Annotated in this window: 14 protein-coding genes; 8 read left to right on the forward strand and 6 right to left on the reverse strand. The window is 66.6% G+C overall.

The annotated features are described in order from the left end of the window. Positions 1 to 171: 171 nt before the first annotated feature. Positions 172 to 1,851, reverse strand: a complete 1,680-nt coding sequence (locus SCH01S_RS08900; protein ID WP_046348442.1) for an N-acyl-D-amino-acid deacylase family protein — start codon at positions 1,849 to 1,851, stop codon at positions 172 to 174. Positions 1,852 to 1,885: 34 nt separating this feature from the next. Next, entirely contained in the window at positions 1,886 to 3,154 is a 1,269-nt protein-coding gene (locus SCH01S_RS08905; protein ID WP_046348443.1) for a TraB/GumN family protein, read from the reverse strand. 97 nt (positions 3,155 to 3,251) lie between these two features. Between SCH01S_RS08905 and SCH01S_RS08910 the strand changes: the two genes are divergently transcribed. The 5 genes from SCH01S_RS08910 to SCH01S_RS08930 are packed head-to-tail and all read left to right on the forward strand — an operon-like array spanning position 3,252 to position 7,078. Then, complete coding sequence (locus SCH01S_RS08910; RefSeq protein WP_046348444.1) at positions 3,252 to 4,388, forward strand: NAD(P)/FAD-dependent oxidoreductase; 1,137 nt, start codon at positions 3,252 to 3,254, stop codon at positions 4,386 to 4,388. Between the two features lie 48 nt (positions 4,389 to 4,436). Further along, a complete protein-coding gene (gene glpX, locus SCH01S_RS08915) occupies positions 4,437 to 5,402 on the forward strand; it encodes a class II fructose-bisphosphatase (RefSeq protein ID WP_046348445.1) in 966 nt (321 codons plus the stop codon). A gap of 49 nt (positions 5,403 to 5,451) precedes the next feature. Next, positions 5,452 to 6,459 (forward strand): ATP-dependent DNA ligase, encoded by a 1,008-nt coding sequence (locus SCH01S_RS08920; protein WP_046348446.1) that lies wholly within the window; start codon positions 5,452 to 5,454, stop codon positions 6,457 to 6,459. A 44-nt stretch (positions 6,460 to 6,503) separates the two neighbouring features. After that, a complete protein-coding gene (locus SCH01S_RS08925) occupies positions 6,504 to 6,770 on the forward strand; it encodes a type II toxin-antitoxin system ParD family antitoxin (RefSeq protein ID WP_046348447.1) in 267 nt (88 codons plus the stop codon). Beyond that, on the forward strand, positions 6,767 to 7,078 hold the full coding sequence (locus tag SCH01S_RS08930) for a type II toxin-antitoxin system RelE/ParE family toxin (RefSeq protein ID WP_046348448.1): 312 nt from the start codon (positions 6,767 to 6,769) through the stop codon (positions 7,076 to 7,078). The genes SCH01S_RS08925 and SCH01S_RS08930 overlap by 4 nt, the downstream gene beginning before the upstream one ends. Here SCH01S_RS08930 and gatB read toward each other — a convergent pair. After that, a complete protein-coding gene (gene gatB, locus SCH01S_RS08935) occupies positions 7,075 to 8,562 on the reverse strand; it encodes an Asp-tRNA(Asn)/Glu-tRNA(Gln) amidotransferase subunit GatB (protein WP_046348449.1) in 1,488 nt (495 codons plus the stop codon). The genes SCH01S_RS08930 and gatB overlap by 4 nt on opposite strands. A 67-nt stretch (positions 8,563 to 8,629) precedes the next feature. Between gatB and SCH01S_RS08940 the strand changes: the two genes are divergently transcribed. Further along, positions 8,630 to 9,949 (forward strand): hypothetical protein, encoded by a 1,320-nt coding sequence (locus SCH01S_RS08940; RefSeq protein ID WP_046348450.1) that lies wholly within the window; start codon positions 8,630 to 8,632, stop codon positions 9,947 to 9,949. 4 nt (positions 9,950 to 9,953) lie between these two features. Here SCH01S_RS08940 and SCH01S_RS15840 read toward each other — a convergent pair whose 3' ends face one another. Continuing rightward, positions 9,954 to 11,153 carry a glycosyltransferase family 4 protein gene (locus SCH01S_RS15840; protein WP_157032872.1) on the reverse strand — a complete coding sequence of 400 codons (1,200 nt, stop codon included), beginning with the start codon at positions 11,151 to 11,153 and terminating at the stop codon, positions 9,954 to 9,956. Positions 11,154 to 11,442: 289 nt separating this feature from the next. Here SCH01S_RS15840 and SCH01S_RS08950 point away from each other — a divergent pair, with 289 nt between their 5' ends. Beyond that, a complete protein-coding gene (locus SCH01S_RS08950; protein WP_084689481.1) occupies positions 11,443 to 12,369 on the forward strand; it encodes a glycosyltransferase in 927 nt (308 codons plus the stop codon). An 81-nt stretch (positions 12,370 to 12,450) separates the two neighbouring features. Further along, on the forward strand, positions 12,451 to 13,494 hold the full coding sequence (locus tag SCH01S_RS08955) for an acyltransferase family protein (RefSeq protein WP_169746379.1): 1,044 nt from the start codon (positions 12,451 to 12,453) through the stop codon (positions 13,492 to 13,494). Positions 13,495 to 13,513: 19 nt separating this feature from the next. Here SCH01S_RS08955 and gatA read toward each other — a convergent pair whose 3' ends face one another. Continuing rightward, a complete protein-coding gene (gene gatA / locus SCH01S_RS08960) occupies positions 13,514 to 14,998 on the reverse strand; it encodes an Asp-tRNA(Asn)/Glu-tRNA(Gln) amidotransferase subunit GatA (protein WP_046348452.1) in 1,485 nt (494 codons plus the stop codon). After that, positions 14,998 to 15,285 carry an Asp-tRNA(Asn)/Glu-tRNA(Gln) amidotransferase subunit GatC gene (gene gatC, locus SCH01S_RS08965; protein ID WP_046348453.1) on the reverse strand — a complete coding sequence of 96 codons (288 nt, stop codon included), beginning with the start codon at positions 15,283 to 15,285 and terminating at the stop codon, positions 14,998 to 15,000. Before gatC ends, gatA begins: the two co-directional genes overlap by 1 nt. Between the last annotated feature and the right edge of the window lie 62 nt (positions 15,286 to 15,347).

Raw genomic sequence — 15,347 nt, forward strand, 5'->3', positions numbered from 1 at the left:
AGCTCCCGGTCATCGCCGCCACGCCGCGCCATGCCGCCGCTCGCGGCTGGGCGCCGCCGATGAAGCGCGCCGCCTCTTCGTCGCCCATCAGCTCCGCCCAGCCATCGAGGTCGTCGGCCATCGGCGGCCGCAGGATCAGCCGCTCGGTCTCCAGCGTCGGTCCGAGCGCGCTCATCCCGTGCACCGCCCCTTGCCCGGACCCCACACAGCCCGGCCAGGCGTGGCGCCGGTATGTTCGCCGTCCTTCAGCACCTGCACGCCGTTCACGAACACGTCGCGCATCCCGGTCGCATAGACCTGCGGCTTGTCGTAGGTCGCGCGATCGGCGATCGTCCTGGGGTCGAACACGACGATGTCGGCGAAATATCCAGCCTTCAGCGATCCGCGGTCCTTCAACCTCAGGTTCGTCGCCGGAAAGCTGGTCAGCCGCCGCACCGCGTCCTGCAGCGTCGTCGTCTTTTCGTCCCGCACATATTTGCCGAGCAGCCGTGCGAAATTGCCATAGGCGCGCGGGTGGGTGGCCGATTTCAGGAACACGCCCTCCGGCGCCTGGCTCTCCGCGTCCGATCCGAACGCGACCCAGGGGATCGCCGTCTGCCGCGCGACGTTCTTCTCGTCCATCAGGAAATAGGCCGTGCCCACGCGGCTGCCGTCCTCGATCACCAGGTCGATCGCGGTTTCCTCCGGGCTCTTCCCGCGCATTTTCGCGACCTCGGCCAGCGTCTTGCCGGTCAGCGGCTTCAGCGCCGGGTTCTTGAAGGCGAGCAGCAGCACCTTGTCGTCGCCGCCGGTCTGAAGCCGCAGATTCTCCCAGCCTTTCCCCGGCTGCTTCATCTCGGCGATCACCCGCGCGCGGATCGCCGGGTCCTTCAGCCGCGCGATCCACGCCTCCAGCCCGCCGTCCTGCACCCACAGCGGCAGCGCCGCGTCCAGCCCGGTCGCGCCGGCGGTGTAGGTGTACATATCGGCAGTGATGCGCGTGCCGGCCTTGCGCGCGGCCTCGACGCGCTCGATCACCGCCGGCAGCTTGCCCCAATTGCCCGCGCCCGCTTCCTTCAGGTGATAGATTTCCGCCGGCCCGCCGGACTGCTTCGCGATCTCGATCAGCTCATCGATCGCGCCCAGCAGATCGTCGCTCTCGTTGCGGATATGGCTGATATACATGCCGCCGCACTTCGCGCTTTCGGTCGCCAGCGCGATCAGCTCGGGCGTCTCGGCATAATTGGCAGGCGCGTAGATCAGCGACGATCCGACGCCCAGCGCGCCTTCGTTCACCGCCTGGCGCACCAGCCCGCGCATCCGGTCTAGCTGCTCAGGCGTCGGGTCGATGTCCTTTTCGCCCAGCTCATGGATGCGCACCGTGGTCGCGCCGACGAAGCTCGCGACATTGGGCGCGATGCCGCGCTTTTGAAGGAAGGTCAGATATTCACCCAGCGTCGTCCAGCTGACCGGATATCTGATGTCGCCCTGCCGCTTTTCGTAATCGGCCTTCATCTGCGGCGTGAATGGTCCCATCGACCAGCCCTCGCCGAATACCTCCAGCGTCACGCCCTGGCGAATATCCCCTTGGCTGCGGCCGTCCTGCACCAGCGAGTCGGTCGACCAGCTGAGCATGTTGATGAAGCCCGGCGCAACGGCGAGGCCCCTCGCGTTGACCTCTCGCGCGCCGTTCCCGGAGAATTTGCCGATCACGACGATCCTGTCGCCCTTCAGCGCAACGTCGCCGACAAAGGGCGCGCCTCCCGACCCGTCATAGATCGTTCCGCCGCGGATCACGACGTCATAGGCCGGCTGCGGCGAAGCACTGGTCAGCAGCGCGGCAGCAAGTAACGCAAAAGCTGGACGGATCATCGGCTCCCCCTTGTTTCGGGAAAGCCTAGCGTGCTCAGAGCAGGTTGGAAGAGGGCGTGGAGCCCGACATCACCAGCACTGCGTCATAGCCGAACACGACACGCAGCAATTCCGGATCGACCTTGCTGCTGTTCGAATAGACCAGCGGACGAAGGGCGTGGGTGTCGAACAGCGTGAACGCGTCGGGCCGTGCCTCGCCGATCATCCATTCAAGGCCCTTCTGATAGCTGTCCTTGGGAGCGTTCGGCGCATAGCGGAACCTAGTCGGATCGAAGACGGCAGCACGGGACTCGTTGCCGGGCAGCACCAGCAGGTGAAAGCTGCGTGCGCCCCGCGCTTCGGCCAGCTCCGGCACCAGTGAGCCCAGATCGAACGTGCTGGTCTCGTTCAGGCCACGGATCATGTGATTGGAGCCGTACTTAAGCAGCACCTTGGGCGGCTTCGGTGACGCCGCACAGGGCTGCCAGTGGCGAAGAAAATTGCGCCGCATGTTCGCTGCGCGACGAGCGTTCGAAGCCCAGCCCTGGCGCGACACCCAGAGCCGATTGACCTCGAAGGTTTCCTCCAGCGTCGATAGGATCCAGTCCGCCTCGGGGCCGATGCCGGGCCAGGCCGCGCGCACAGCACGCACCAGTTCGGGGTCGCCGCCGAAGCTGTACATAAAGCGCGGATTGCGGGTTGCCTCATACTGCGCCCAGGACTCTGTCGACGCCTTTTCCAGTTGACTGAGTGCCGCCTCCGCCGCAGCGGGCTTGCGCATCGGCTTCAGCAGATGGATCAGGCGACGGTCGGCACCGACCTCATAATCATTGCCCCAGATCACCTGGCGCGCGCCGGGCACCGCGGCTCGCGCCGCGGAAAGCCATTCGGCCTCCTCGCGCATGCCGAAAAAGGCGACGTTGGAGCCCTGGTCGCCGAAATAATCGGTCAGGGCCGGGACGCCGCCGCGGACGAGCACCCGGTCCACCTCCCGCGCCATTGGCGGCGATATCTCGACCGCGACATGGCCATAGCCAGCCGGCACCAGATCCCGGAACAGCTGAGCCGCGAGCTTCGGGTTCTCGGCGATGCCATGCTCCTCGCCCAGCAGGAAGAACGCGGCGTCCCGGCCCTGGCCAACCAGCCAGTTATAGGCCGCGCCCGAAAAGCGGCCATCCGCGAAATCGAGCCGCTTTCGCGCATCCCGTGCCGCCCCGCGCACCTTGTCCTCGGCGGTGGGCGAGGACGTTTGCGCCACGACCGGCGCCAGTGGAGCCGCCGCCAGCACCGCGCTTCCTGCCAGAACCGAACGCCGATCGAGCATCGCCCACCTTTCGACTGTGTATTGCTCGAATAATACACCATGACACACCTGTCCAGCGGCTTGTCGACACCGCCCCTTCGCCTCTACGGCGCTGGTCATGACCAAGACCGCGGACTTCCTGATCATCGGCGGCGGGATCGCCGGCCTCTCCACCGGCGCCCGGCTGGCGAAACATGGCAAGGTCGTTCTGCTGGAGGCGGAGGAAGCGATCGGCTATCACAGCTCCGGCCGCAGCGTGACCTTCTCCCATTTCGGGATCGGCGGCGTGACGGTGAGGGCCCTCACCGCCTACAGCCGCGCCTTTTTCCAGTCCCCGCCCGACAGCTTCGACCCGCTTGCCGCGGTCAGGCCGGCGCTGTTCATTGCCAACCAGGCGATGGTCCCCGCGCTCGACGAGCTCGAGCGAATCACGCGCAGCCACGCGGACGCCGTCGAGCGGCTCGATGCCCAAAGCGCGGCAGATTATTGCCCGGCGCTCCGCTGGGCGCCCGATGCGGTGGTGGCCGCGTTCGTCCACCGCGAAGGGCTGAAGCTCGATCAGCACGCGTTGCTTCAGGGCTATGCGCGCGCGATCCGTGCCGCGGGGGGCGAGATCGTGAACGGCACCCGCGTCGCGTCGATCGGCCCCAGGTGGCGCGTCCAGACCGAGGCCGGCGACAGCTACGAGGCCCCGATCCTGGTCGACGCGGCCGGCGCGTGGGCGGACCATGTCGCCAAGCTTGCAGGCGTTCAGCCGCTGAGGCTTTCGCCGCTCCGCCGCACGATCATCGTGTTCGATCCGCCATCGGACATGAGCGTGCGCGACTGGCCGTTCGTGAAGACCGCAGTCGATTATATGTACCTGATGCCCGATTCCGGCCGCCTGCTCGCGTCCCCTGTCGATGAGAATCCGGACGAACCTTGCGATGCCCAGCCCGACGAGCTCGACATGGCGATCGCCGCGCATCGGGTGACCGAGTTCACCACGCTCGACGTCCGTCGGATCACCCACAAATGGGCGGGCCTGCGGACGTTCGCGGCCGATCGCGTGCCGGTCGCTGGCTTCGCGCCCGATGCCGAGGGGTTCTTCTGGCTTGCCGGCCAGGGCGGCTATGGCCTCCAGACCGCGCCGGCGATGGCCGAGATTGCAGAGGCCCTGGTCCTCGGCACCGCCTGGCCGCAGGCGATCGCGGCAGCGGGCGTTACGATGGAGCAGATCAGGCCGGAGCGACTGCTCCAGCGATCCTCGACATAGCGTGCACGCTCCCCTATCGCCGCGCCAGATTCAGGGAGAGAGGATTTAATGACCGCTAGCCACAATCTCGATCGCGTTCTGGTGCTGGAGATGGTCCGCGTGACCGAGGCAGCGGCGATCGCCGCGTCGAAGCTGATCGGCCGTGGCAATGAAAAGGCAGCAGACGCCGCCGCGGTCGAGGCGATGCGCGAGGCGCTGAACTCACTCGATATCGAAGGCACCGTCGTCATCGGCGAAGGCGAACGCGACGAAGCGCCGATGCTTTATATCGGCGAAAAGGTCGGATCGGGGACCGGTCCGGCGATCGACATCGCGCTCGATCCGCTGGAAGGAACGACCATCACAGCCAAGGCGGGCCCGAACTCGCTCGCTGTCCTCGCCATTGCGGACAAGGGCTGCCTGCTGAATGCGCCCGACGTCTATATGGACAAGCTGGCGGTCGGCCCCGGCTATCCCGAGGGCGTGATCGATCTCGACAAGAGCCCGGCGGAGAATATCCGCGCAATCGCCGCGGCCAAGGGCGTCCAGCCGAACGAGGTGATCGCCTGCGTGCTCGACCGGCCGCGGCACGAAAAGCTGATCGCCGAGCTGCGCGAGGTCGGCTGCGGCATCATGCTGATCCCGGACGGCGACGTCGCCGGCGTGATCGCGACCACCAACCCGGATACGACCATCGACGTCTATATGGGCTCGGGCGGCGCGCCGGAGGGCGTGCTGGCGGCCGCTGCGCTGCGCTGCGTCGGCGGCCAATTCAAGGGGCGCCTGCTGTTCCGCAACGACGACGAGCGCGCGCGTGCGCGGAAGTGGGGCATCGAGGACCTGAACAAGGTCTACGACCTGAATGAGCTCGCAAAGGGCGACTGCATCTTTGCCGCGACCGGCGTCACCGACGGATCGCTGCTGGAAGGGGTCAAGCGTCGCAAGGGCGGCATGATGACCACCGAAAGCGTGGTGATGCGCGCCAGCACCGGCACGGTCCGCTGGGTCAAGGCGGAGCATCACAAGGCGGGATAAGCTCCTCCCCTGGAACGGGAAGATTTCCATTGTCGCGCGTTCGGCTTTCATGGACGCCCTCGCCCCAATGGAAGCCAAGCTGGTCGATGCCCTCCCGGACGAACCCGGCTGGCAGTTCGAACCCAAATGGGACGGGTTCCGATGCATCGCGGTGCGCGACGGCGATGATCTCCAGCTGATCTCGAAATCGGGCAAGCCGCTCGGGCGCTACTTCCCCGAGGTGGCGGCGATGCTGGCCGCGCTCGAGCCGAAGCGGTTCATCCTCGATGGCGAGCTGATCATCCCGGTCGGCGATTGCCTGTCCTTCGAAGCGTTGCAGCTGCGACTGCATCCGGCGGAAAGCCGCGTGCGCAAGCTCGCGGCCGAAACGCCGGCGCAATATATGCTGTTCGACCTGCTGGCACTCGACGACGCGATGCTGGCGCCCGAGCCTCTGTCGGCGCGCCGCAAGCAGCTGGAGAGGTTCCACGCAAAGCATGGCTCCCCGTCGCTCCTGCAGTCGCCGGCGACGACCGATCGCGCCCAAGCCGAGGCGTGGCTTGCCCATAGCGGCGGCGCGCTGGATGGAGTCGTGGCCAAGCGGCTCGATGAGCCGTACCGGCCCGGCGAGCGGGCGATGCTGAAAGTGAAGCAGATCCGCTCGGCCGACTGCGTCGTCGGCGGCTTTCGCTACGCCTCGGGAAAGAAGGAAGTCGGCTCGCTGCTGCTCGGGCTGTTCGACGAGGAAGGGCGCCTCGATCATGTCGGCTTCTGCCCACCGCCCGGCGACAAGGCCGCGCTGACGGAGCGGCTCGAGGCCTTGGTCGAGCCGCCGGGCTTCACCGGCGATGCGCCGGGCGGGCCGAGCCGCTGGTCGACCGAGCGCTCGGGCGAATGGCAGCCGCTCCGCTGGGAGCTGATCGCGGAGGTGAAATACGATCAGATCACGGGCCAGCGCTTTCGGCATGCGACCCGATTCCTGCGCTGGCGCCCGGACAAGGCGCCGGAGCAATGCCGAATGGACCAGCTCGCGCAGGAGCTACGGCCGGCGGAGTTGGCATCCGTTGTTGCTGCTTGAACGTGTCGGCGCAGTGACTATGATAAAATCATATAGGAGGATCTATGCCCGCCCCAGCCGAAAAGCCCGTGACCGTGACCCTAGGCAAAATGGGACGGCTGGCGCGGCGGCTGGTCGAGGAAGGTCGCTATGCATCGGTCAGCGAAGTGATGCGCGCCGGGCTGCGCGCTCTGGAACGCGAGGAAGCCGCACTCGACGAGCTGATCAAGGAGAAAGTCGCCGAAGCTCTTGCCGACCCGCGGCCTCCCATTCCGATGGAACAGGTTTTCGCAGACCTGCATGAACGGCATGTTAAGCGCATGACCTCGTGAACTATCGGATCGAGTGGCACGTTCTCGCCAGAGCCGATCTGTTCGATATCTATGACTGGATTGCCGAGCACGCCGATCCTCAGACGGCTTACGCCTATACTGCACGAATCGAGCGACGCTGCGAGTCTCTCAGCGCGTTTCCGCATCGCGGGACCCCCAGAGACCATTTTGAGCCCGGGCTTCGTTCGATCACGTTCGAGCGAAGGGTCATCATCGCCTATCGCGTAGAGAAGGACCGAGTCCTGATCCTGCGGCTGATCCGGACCGCCCGCGATATCGCCGCTCAGTTCGCGAACGACGAGGCTTAGCCCAGCGCCTTTTTCAGCAGCTCGTTCACGACCTGCGGGTTGGCCTTGCCGCCCATCGCCTTCATCGTCTGGCCGACGAAGAAGCCGAACAGGGCCTGTTTGCCGCCGCGATACTGCTCGACTTTGTCGGCGTTGGCGGCGAGCACCTTCGCGATCTCCGCCTCGATCGCGCCGGTATCGCTGGTCTGCTTGAGGCCCCGCGCCTCGACGATCGCGGCCGGGTCCTCGCGGGTCTCCAGCATGATCTCGAACACCTGCTTGGCGAGCGTGCCCGACAGCGTGCCGTCCGCGACCAGCGCCAGCAGTTCGGCGCCCTGCTCCGGGCTCACCGGACTGTCCTCGACCGAAAGGCCGAGCCGGTTGAGCGCCCCGAACAGGTCGGAAATCACCCAATTGGACGCGGCCTTCGCCGGAACCTTGTCACCGCCCGCCGCCAGCAGCGCCTCGAACCAGCGCGCGGTCTCCACCTCCGCGGTCAGCACCGCAGCGTTGTAGGCGCTGATGCCGAGTTCCGTCTCGAAGCGGCGGCGTTTGGCGTCGGGCAGCTCGGGAAGGCTGTCCCTGCATTCGGCGATGAAAGCGTCGTCCAGCTCCAGCGGCAGCAGGTCGGGATCGGGGAAATAGCGATAATCGTGCGCGTCTTCCTTGGAGCGCATCGACCGCGTCTCGCCCTTGTCCGGATCGAACAGCCGGGTTTCCTGGACAATCCGGCCCCCCGATTCGAGTACGTCCACCTGGCGGTTCGCTTCGAACTCGATCGCCGCCATCACGAAACGCACCGAGTTGACGTTCTTGGTCTCGGTGCGCGTGCCGAATTCGTCGCCCGGCTTCCGCACCGAGACGTTCACGTCGGCCCGCATCGAGCCTTCTTCCATGTTGCCGTCGCAGCTGCCGACATAGCGCAGGATCGAGCGGAGCTTGCGCAGATAGGCGCCGGCCTCGGCGGGCGAGCGCATGTCCGGCCGCGACACGATCTCCATCAGCGCGACGCCCGACCGATTGAGGTCGACATAGGAGCGGGTCGGATGCTGATCGTGCATCAGCTTGCCGGCGTCCTGCTCGACATGGATGCGCTCGATGCCGATCGTCTTTTCGTCCGCACCCTCGGGCTCGATCGCGATCGCGCCTTCGCCGACCAGCGGATGGTAGAGCTGCGAAATCTGATAACCCTGCGGCAGATCGGCGTAGAAGTAATTCTTCCGGTCAAAGCGCGACCAGCGGTTGATCGCCGCGTCCAGCGCCATACCGGTGCGCACCGCCTGGCGAATGCATTCGCGATTGGGGACCGGCAGCATGCCCGGCATCGCCGCATCGATCAGGCTGACCTGCGCATTCGGCTCCGCGCCGAACGCCGTCGCGGCGCCGGAGAAGAGCTTGGCCTTGGACGCCGTGATCTGGGCGTGCACTTCAAGGCCGATCACGACCTCCCATTCGCCCGTTGCGCCCTGGATGCGGTATCCGGTTGAAGCGGTTGCAGTGCTCATGGCGCGCCTCTTGCGCGAGCGGACCCGATCAAGCAAGTCCGCGAAACAGCAGGAGGGGAGCATCCGAATGGCGGCAGAGACACGGGCAGGCGCGCTGCAAAACAGTCTGCTTCGATATGCCGCGCCGATCCTGCTCGCGCTCGGTTTCCTGATTCGGTGCGTTTGGCTGTGGCGGCACGGCTTCGACTATGCCGTCGGCGAAGCGGCGAATGTCGCGATCTCGATCGCCCGCGACGGGACATTTGCCGACACCTTCGCGCGCGGCAGCGGCCTCAGCGCGCATTTCACGCCTTCGATGACGCTTGTGGCCGGCGGCGCCTATGCGGTGTTCGGGGTGCGAACCGGCGCGGCGGAGCTGGTCCTTGCGACGCTCAGCATCGGGCTCAGCCTGACGTCGGGCTATCTCTGGTATCGCGTCGTGCGCGAGATCGGCGCCCCGCGCAGCGCAGCCTTGGTTGCGCTGGCATTGTTCTGCCTGCTGCCGATGAATTTCGGCCTGGAGGTGATCGCCTTCCGCGCGTGGGAAGGCGCGCTCGCGGCGGCGGGAGCGGCGCTGTGCCTGCTGATCACGCTGAGGCTGGACCGAAGTGTTGCACCAACATGGAAGGGCTTCACCGGCCTGGCGATCGCCTGCGCGCTGACCTTCTTCGTCAATCAGGCGATCGGGCTCGCCGTCTATGGCGCGATGGGCCTGCTGCTCCTCCGCCGCTTTGCGGTCCGGCGCTGGCCGGCCGCGATCGGCATCGCGGCGCTTTGCCTGATTGCGGCGCTGACGCCCTGGACGGTCCGCAACGCGGTCGTCTTCGACCGATTCATCCCGCTGCGCAGCAATTTGGGGCTGGAGCTGGCCCTGGCGAACAGCCCTGCCGCGACGACAGGGGAGGACGAGCATGCGAACTTCCTTGCGCGGCTACGAACGATCCATCCGCTGGAAAGCGAGAGCGCGTTCCGGACGATGGAGCGTGCGGGCGGCGAAATCCCCTATGCCGACGCGCTCGGCAAGGAGGCGAAGGCCTGGATTGCGGAGAATCCCGGCCAGTTCGCGGCGCTCTGTCTGCACCATTTGCGCGAGTTCTATTTTCCGCCCGCATGGCAATGGAACATCTACACCGAAGGCGCGCAGGCGGTCGGGCTGCGGCAGGCCCTGGTCTGGGCTTTGAGCGTCCTCGGGCTGCTCGGGGCGCTGCTGCTGCCGAAAATCTATGGCAGCCGGGCGCTCTATCCGGCGATATTCGTGCTGGCGCCGGCGCTTCCGTACCTGATCGTGCAGCCGATCCTACGTTACCGATACCTGATCTTTTCGCCGATGCTGTTCTGCGCGACCATCCTACTGGCCTGGATCGTGATCCGGGCGCTGAGCCGGGCCCGGCCGCAGCCGGCCGGCTGACGCGTCAGGCGCCGACGGCGAGGCGCTCGTCGGCTGTCCGGCGTTCGAGCAGCGCCCGCATCACTGCCGCACGCCGGTCTCCGACGACCGGATATTCGAAATCCTTGGCCGATTCGGCAGCAGCGCGCTTCAGTCGCGCGAGCAAAGGCCGGTCATTGGCCAGACGGCGCATCGCCTCCGCCAGCGCGTCGACGTCGGCGGGCGGCACGACCAGTCCATTCACCTCCGCCTCGATCATGCGCGCCTGCCCCATCGGCGTGGTGAGGATCGCCGCGCCGCAACCCGCTGCCTCGTACACGACCTGCGGGGCGCCTTCCTCGAGCGACGGAAACACGAACACGTCGGCCGATTTGTAGAAGCCGCCGATATTCATCGAAAACGGCATATGCTCGACACCGTCCGGCAGATTCGCCCTGAACAGCTCGTCGTACGAAGACTCGACATTGCCGATGATCAGCAGCTCGGCGTCCGGGAGTGCGGCGCGGCGCCAGGCTTCGAGCAATTCCGGCACGCCTTTGCGGACCCCGACCGAGCCGACGAACAGGAAGCGCAGCCGCCCCTCCGGCTTTGCGGCGGGCTTGCTGTCGGCAAAGCGCGCCGGGTTCCAACCGAAGCTGCTATGGATGACCCGCGCCTCGGGGATGCCGATCATCGCCAGCGAACGATCCACCTCCGCGCTAGGCGAGAAGATATAATCATACTGCTGCAGCTCTTCGGTCTCTGCCCGGACCAGCCGCTCCGTCACGTCGTGCGTGGGCGGCAGGCCGTGATGGCGATAGGCTTCATCGAGAATGGCCTTCGACAGTGCACAGGCGGAGTTGATCATCGTCCGCACGATCGTGAAGCCCAGGCGGCGCGCCTCGGCAATGATCGGCGACGGCCAGCCCGGCCAGACGTCGACGATCGTGTTGGCCGGATCCAGCTGGCGCAGCCGCCGGATGAACTGGCGGTCGAGCCGTTTGATGCCGACAGCCCGGACGACCTTCCAGGGCGCGCGGCTGAGGAAGCGCGGCAGTGCCTCGCTCACCGCCAGCCCCGCGGGCAAGGACGTGCGCGCGCGCACCAGCATCAGCTCGGTCGCGAAGCCGGCGGTGCGATATTGGGTGACAACCTGGATGCAGGTCTCGGGCGGCCCGCGGCGGACATAGGAATTGGGCTGGTAAACCAGCGCGAGCTTGTCCGGCACGCTCAGCAACTCAGCCACCCTGTCCGATCCGTCACCGCATTGAACCTCATTCGGAGGAAGCCGCTAGCTTGGACGGGCCGAGCGAGCAACCGTCGGTCGATAAGCCGACAGCGTTAAAGAAGCTTAACCTCGTTCGGCGCATGCCTGTTCCCATGTCGCCGATTTACCACGAAGCCGTTGCCACCACCGTTGCCGGATGCGCAAGGCCGTGCAAAGACCCCGGCGAGCTGCAGCCCCGGAGGAGCGGCCCCATAAGGACCGAGTTGTGCCGATGAACATGGCGGAAAAGCTGACAACAGCGAGCGCAATGACGCGGCCGACCGTCGCGGTGCTGCTGCCGTGTTATAACGAAGCGGCGGCGATCGCGCAGACCATCGCGAGCTTCCGGCGGGCGCTGCCGGACGCCGCCATCTACGTCTACGACAACAACTCGAAGGACGACACGGTCCGCATCGCGCGTGAGGCCGGGGCGATCGTCCGCAGCGAGCGCACCCAGGGCAAGGGCAATGTCGTCCGCCGCATGTTCGCCGACGTGGAAGCCGATGTTTACGTGCTTGCCGACGGCGACGCGACGTACGACGCCGACGCCGCGCCGAAGATGATCGAGCGCCTGTTCGACGAGCAGCTCGACATGGTCGTCGGCACTCGCGAAAGCGACGAGCAGGAGGCGTATCGGCGCGGCCATCGCTTCGGCAACCGGATGCTGACCGGCTGCGTGACGTGGATCTTCGGCCGCACCTTCAGCGATATCCTGTCCGGCTACCGCGTGTTTTCGAACCGCTTCGTCAAATCCTTTCCGGCGCTGACCGAGGGTTTCGAGATCGAGACCGAGATCAGCGTCCATGCGCTGGAGCTGAAGATGCCGGTCGCCGAAGTCGCGACCGCCTATGCCGCGCGGCCCGAAGGCTCCGAATCGAAGCTGTCCACCTATCGCGACGGCTTCCGCATCCTGCGGCTGATCCTGAATCTGTATCGGCTGGAAAAGCCCGTCGCCTTCTTCGGGCTGATCAGCGGGGCCTTGACCGTGCTTGCGATCGGCCTCTCGGTCGACCTGCTGCTCACCTACCTAGCAACCCACCTAGTGCCGCGCATCCCGACCGCGATCCTGTGCACCGGGCTGGTGCTGCTCGCGATCGTCAGCCTGTCGTGCGGGCTGATTCTCGACACGGTGACGCGGGGTCGGCGCGAAGTGAAGCGGCTCGCGTATTTAGCGCTGAGACCGCCGCGCGCCTGAGGCTGGACCACGCGGGGGCCGCGGGCGTGCTGGACAATCCTAACCTGCATTGGTAGCCTTCGGGCCGTGGGGGAGGAGCGCGTGGGGCGGTCGCGTGTGTTTCATGTGCTGGACGCAATCCGTGGCATTGCCGCGCTGATCGTCACGCAGCGGCACCTTTCCTTAAGCCTGGGCCTCCCCAACAGCGGCACTTTCCTCGCCGTCGACCTGTTCTTCGTGCTTTCGGGCTTTGTGATCGCGCACGCCTATGCGGAGCGGCTGCTGAGCGGGGAGCCGGTCTGGCGGTTCATGGCCGTGCGCTGCATCCGGCTCTATCCGCTTTATCTGGTCGGGATCGGCACAGGATTCGTCGCGACCCTGATCCTGGACGGCCCGGACCAGCTCGCCACGGCGACGATATTGGCGCTGCTGATGCTCCCGCCGCTCGCCTATCCGGCACTGGACGGGCCGCGCTGGTCGCTCTTCTACGAGATGGTCGCGAACTTCATCTACGCGATCGCGATCAGATGGATGAACCCGCGCAACCTGCTGTGGATCATGGCGGGATCGGCAGCAATCCTCGTCGCCGGCCTGCGAGTCAGCGGCACGCTCGATACCGGCTGGGCGTTGGTGCAAGTGCCGGTCGGCATGGCGCGTGTCGGCTACGGGTTCTTTGCCGGGGTGCTGCTCTACCGGCTCTACACGGGCGCAGCGGGCAAACAGGCGCTGGCGGCCTGGGCCGTGATCGCCTGCGCCGCTTTGGCTCTGTCGGCTGCCTTCGTTCCGCTGAAGGCCGCGGCGATGCTGGCCGTGGTGCTCATCGCATTTCCGGCGATCGTCTGGGCAGGCGCGCGCGTCGACGTTTCGGGTGTCTGGACGCGGCTCTGCGCCTTGCTCGGGATGGCGTCGTACGCGATCTATGTCCTGCACGAGCCCGTCGGGCGGCTGACCTATGCCGGCTTCAAATCGGCGGGATATGATCTTGCCCATAGCCGCCTTGCCGGCGTCGCGATGATCGCGGCGCTCCTGGCTCTGTGCTGGGTACTGGACCGGACGTACGACAAGCCGGTCAGGCGATGGCTCAATGAGCGGCTGCGCGCGCAGAGCACCGCCAAGGCCCAGCCGGACGGCGCGATCCCCGTCTAACCGCGAACAGCCGCCGGTCTCACCACCATTTGGCCGGGCGGGCCGTGAAGCCGGCGCGTTGCTCAAGCGCGAGGCCGGCGTTCAGCACGCCCTGCTCGTCGAACGCCTTGCCGATCACCTGAAGCCCGAGCGGCAGGCCGGCGCCGTCGAGACCGGCGGGCACCGACATCGCCGGCAGACCCGCGAGCGATGAGGGCACGGTGAAGACGTCGTTCAGATACATGGCGATCGGGTCTGCCGACTTCTCGCCCAGCGCGAACGCCGCCGACGGCGCGGTCGGCGTCAGCAGCAGGTCGCATTTTTCCCAGGCGTCGTCGAAGTCGCGCGCGATCAGCGCCCGCACCTTCTGCGCCTGGTTATAGTAAGCGTCATAGAAGCCGGCCGAGAGCACGTACGTCCCGATCAGGATGCGGCGCTTCACTTCCTGGCCGAAGCCGGCGGCGCGCGTCGCCGCATACATGTCCTGCAGGCCGGCGCCCTCGGGCAGATCGCGCAGGCCGTAGCGCACGCCGTCATAACGGGCGAGGTTCGACGAGGCCTCGGCCGGCGCGATAATGTAATAGGCGGGCAGCGCATATTTAGTGTGCGGCAGCGAAACCTCGACCACCTCCGCGCCGGCGTCCTTCACCCACTCGATGCCCTGCCGCCACAGCGCGTCGATCTCGGCGGGCATATTGTCGACGCGGTATTCCTTGGGAATGCCGATGCGCTTGCCCTTCAGGTCGGCGGACAGGCCCGCTTCCCAGGCCGGGACCGGCATATCGAGCGAGGTCGCATCCTTCGGGTCGAAACCGCTCATCGCCTCAAGCATGATCGCGCAGTCCTGGACCGTGCGCGCCATCGGCCCCGCCTGGTCCAGCGACGAGGCAAAGGCGACCACGCCCCAGCGCGAGCAGCGGCCATAGGTCGGCTTGATTCCGCAAATGCCGGTGAAGGCGGCCGGCTGGCGGATCGAGCCGCCGGTATCGGTGCCCGTCGCCGCCGGCGCGATCCGCCCGGCAACCACGGCCGAGCTGCCGCCCGACGAACCGCCCGGCGCGAGCGGTGCATTGCCGCCGTCGCTGCGCCGCCAGGGCGAAATCACATTGCCGAACGCGCTGGTCTCGTTCGAGGAGCCCATCGCGAACTGGTCCATGTTGAGCTTGCCGAGCATGCCGGCGCCCGCGTCCCACAGCTTCTGCGTTATCGTCGATTCGTAGACCGGCTTGAACCCGCCGAGAATGTGGCTGGCCGCGGTGGTCTGCACGCCTTTGGTCGCGAACAGGTCCTTGATGCCAAGCGGCACGCCGGCCAGCGGCTTCGGCGCTTCGCCCGCCGCACGCGCCTGGTCCGCAGCATCGGCGGCGGCGAGGGCATGCTCGGGCGTTTCGACGATGAACGCGTTCAGCACGTTGGCGGCGGCAACCGCGTCGTTGAACGCCTCAGCCGCCTCGCGCGCGGAAAAGTCGCCGGCGCGGAAGCCGTCGCGCAGCTCCGCGACCGTCAGATCGGTGAGCGCGGCCACTATTCGATCACCTTGGGAACGGCGAAGAAGCCGTGTTCGGCCTGGGGCGCGTTGGCGAGGATCTGGTCGCGGATGTCGCCTTCGGTCACGACATCGTCGCGCAGGCGCAGGTGATTGGGGATCACCGCCGTCATCGGCTCGACGGTCGTGGTGTCGACTTCCTGCAATTGCTCGATCCAGCCGAGAATGTTGTTCAGTTCGGGCACGAGCGCCTCGGCCTCGCCATCGCTGATCGCGATGCGCGCAAGGCCGGCCACTTTACGGACGGTTGCAGTGTCGACGGACATGGCGGCGCGGCTAGCATCGGCGAAGCGAAGCGGCAAGCAGCCTAACTCCTCCCCGGAACGGG

It is taken from the genome of Sphingomonas changbaiensis NBRC 104936, from assembly GCF_000974765.1.
Classification (GTDB): domain Bacteria; phylum Pseudomonadota; class Alphaproteobacteria; order Sphingomonadales; family Sphingomonadaceae; genus Sphingomonas_B; species Sphingomonas_B changbaiensis.

Excerpts from the sequence above, each read along its gene's own strand:
- SCH01S_RS08900 (WP_046348442.1), bottom strand. The coding sequence starts at position 1,851 with ATGATCCGTCCAGCTTTTGCGTTACTTGCTGCCGCGCTGCTGACCAGT.
- SCH01S_RS08905 (WP_046348443.1), bottom strand. The coding sequence starts at position 3,154 with ATGCTCGATCGGCGTTCGGTTCTGGCAGGAAGCGCGGTGCTGGCGGCG.
- SCH01S_RS08910 (WP_046348444.1), top strand. The coding sequence starts at position 3,252 with ATGACCAAGACCGCGGACTTCCTGATCATCGGCGGCGGGATCGCCGGC.
- glpX (WP_046348445.1), top strand. The coding sequence starts at position 4,437 with ATGACCGCTAGCCACAATCTCGATCGCGTTCTGGTGCTGGAGATGGTC.
- SCH01S_RS08920 (WP_046348446.1), top strand. The coding sequence starts at position 5,452 with ATGGACGCCCTCGCCCCAATGGAAGCCAAGCTGGTCGATGCCCTCCCG.
- SCH01S_RS08925 (WP_046348447.1), top strand. The coding sequence starts at position 6,504 with ATGCCCGCCCCAGCCGAAAAGCCCGTGACCGTGACCCTAGGCAAAATG.
- gatB (WP_046348449.1), bottom strand. The coding sequence starts at position 8,562 with ATGAGCACTGCAACCGCTTCAACCGGATACCGCATCCAGGGCGCAACG.
- SCH01S_RS08940 (WP_046348450.1), top strand. The coding sequence starts at position 8,630 with ATGGCGGCAGAGACACGGGCAGGCGCGCTGCAAAACAGTCTGCTTCGA.
- SCH01S_RS08950 (WP_084689481.1), top strand. The coding sequence starts at position 11,443 with ATGACGCGGCCGACCGTCGCGGTGCTGCTGCCGTGTTATAACGAAGCG.
- gatC (WP_046348453.1), bottom strand. The coding sequence starts at position 15,285 with ATGTCCGTCGACACTGCAACCGTCCGTAAAGTGGCCGGCCTTGCGCGC.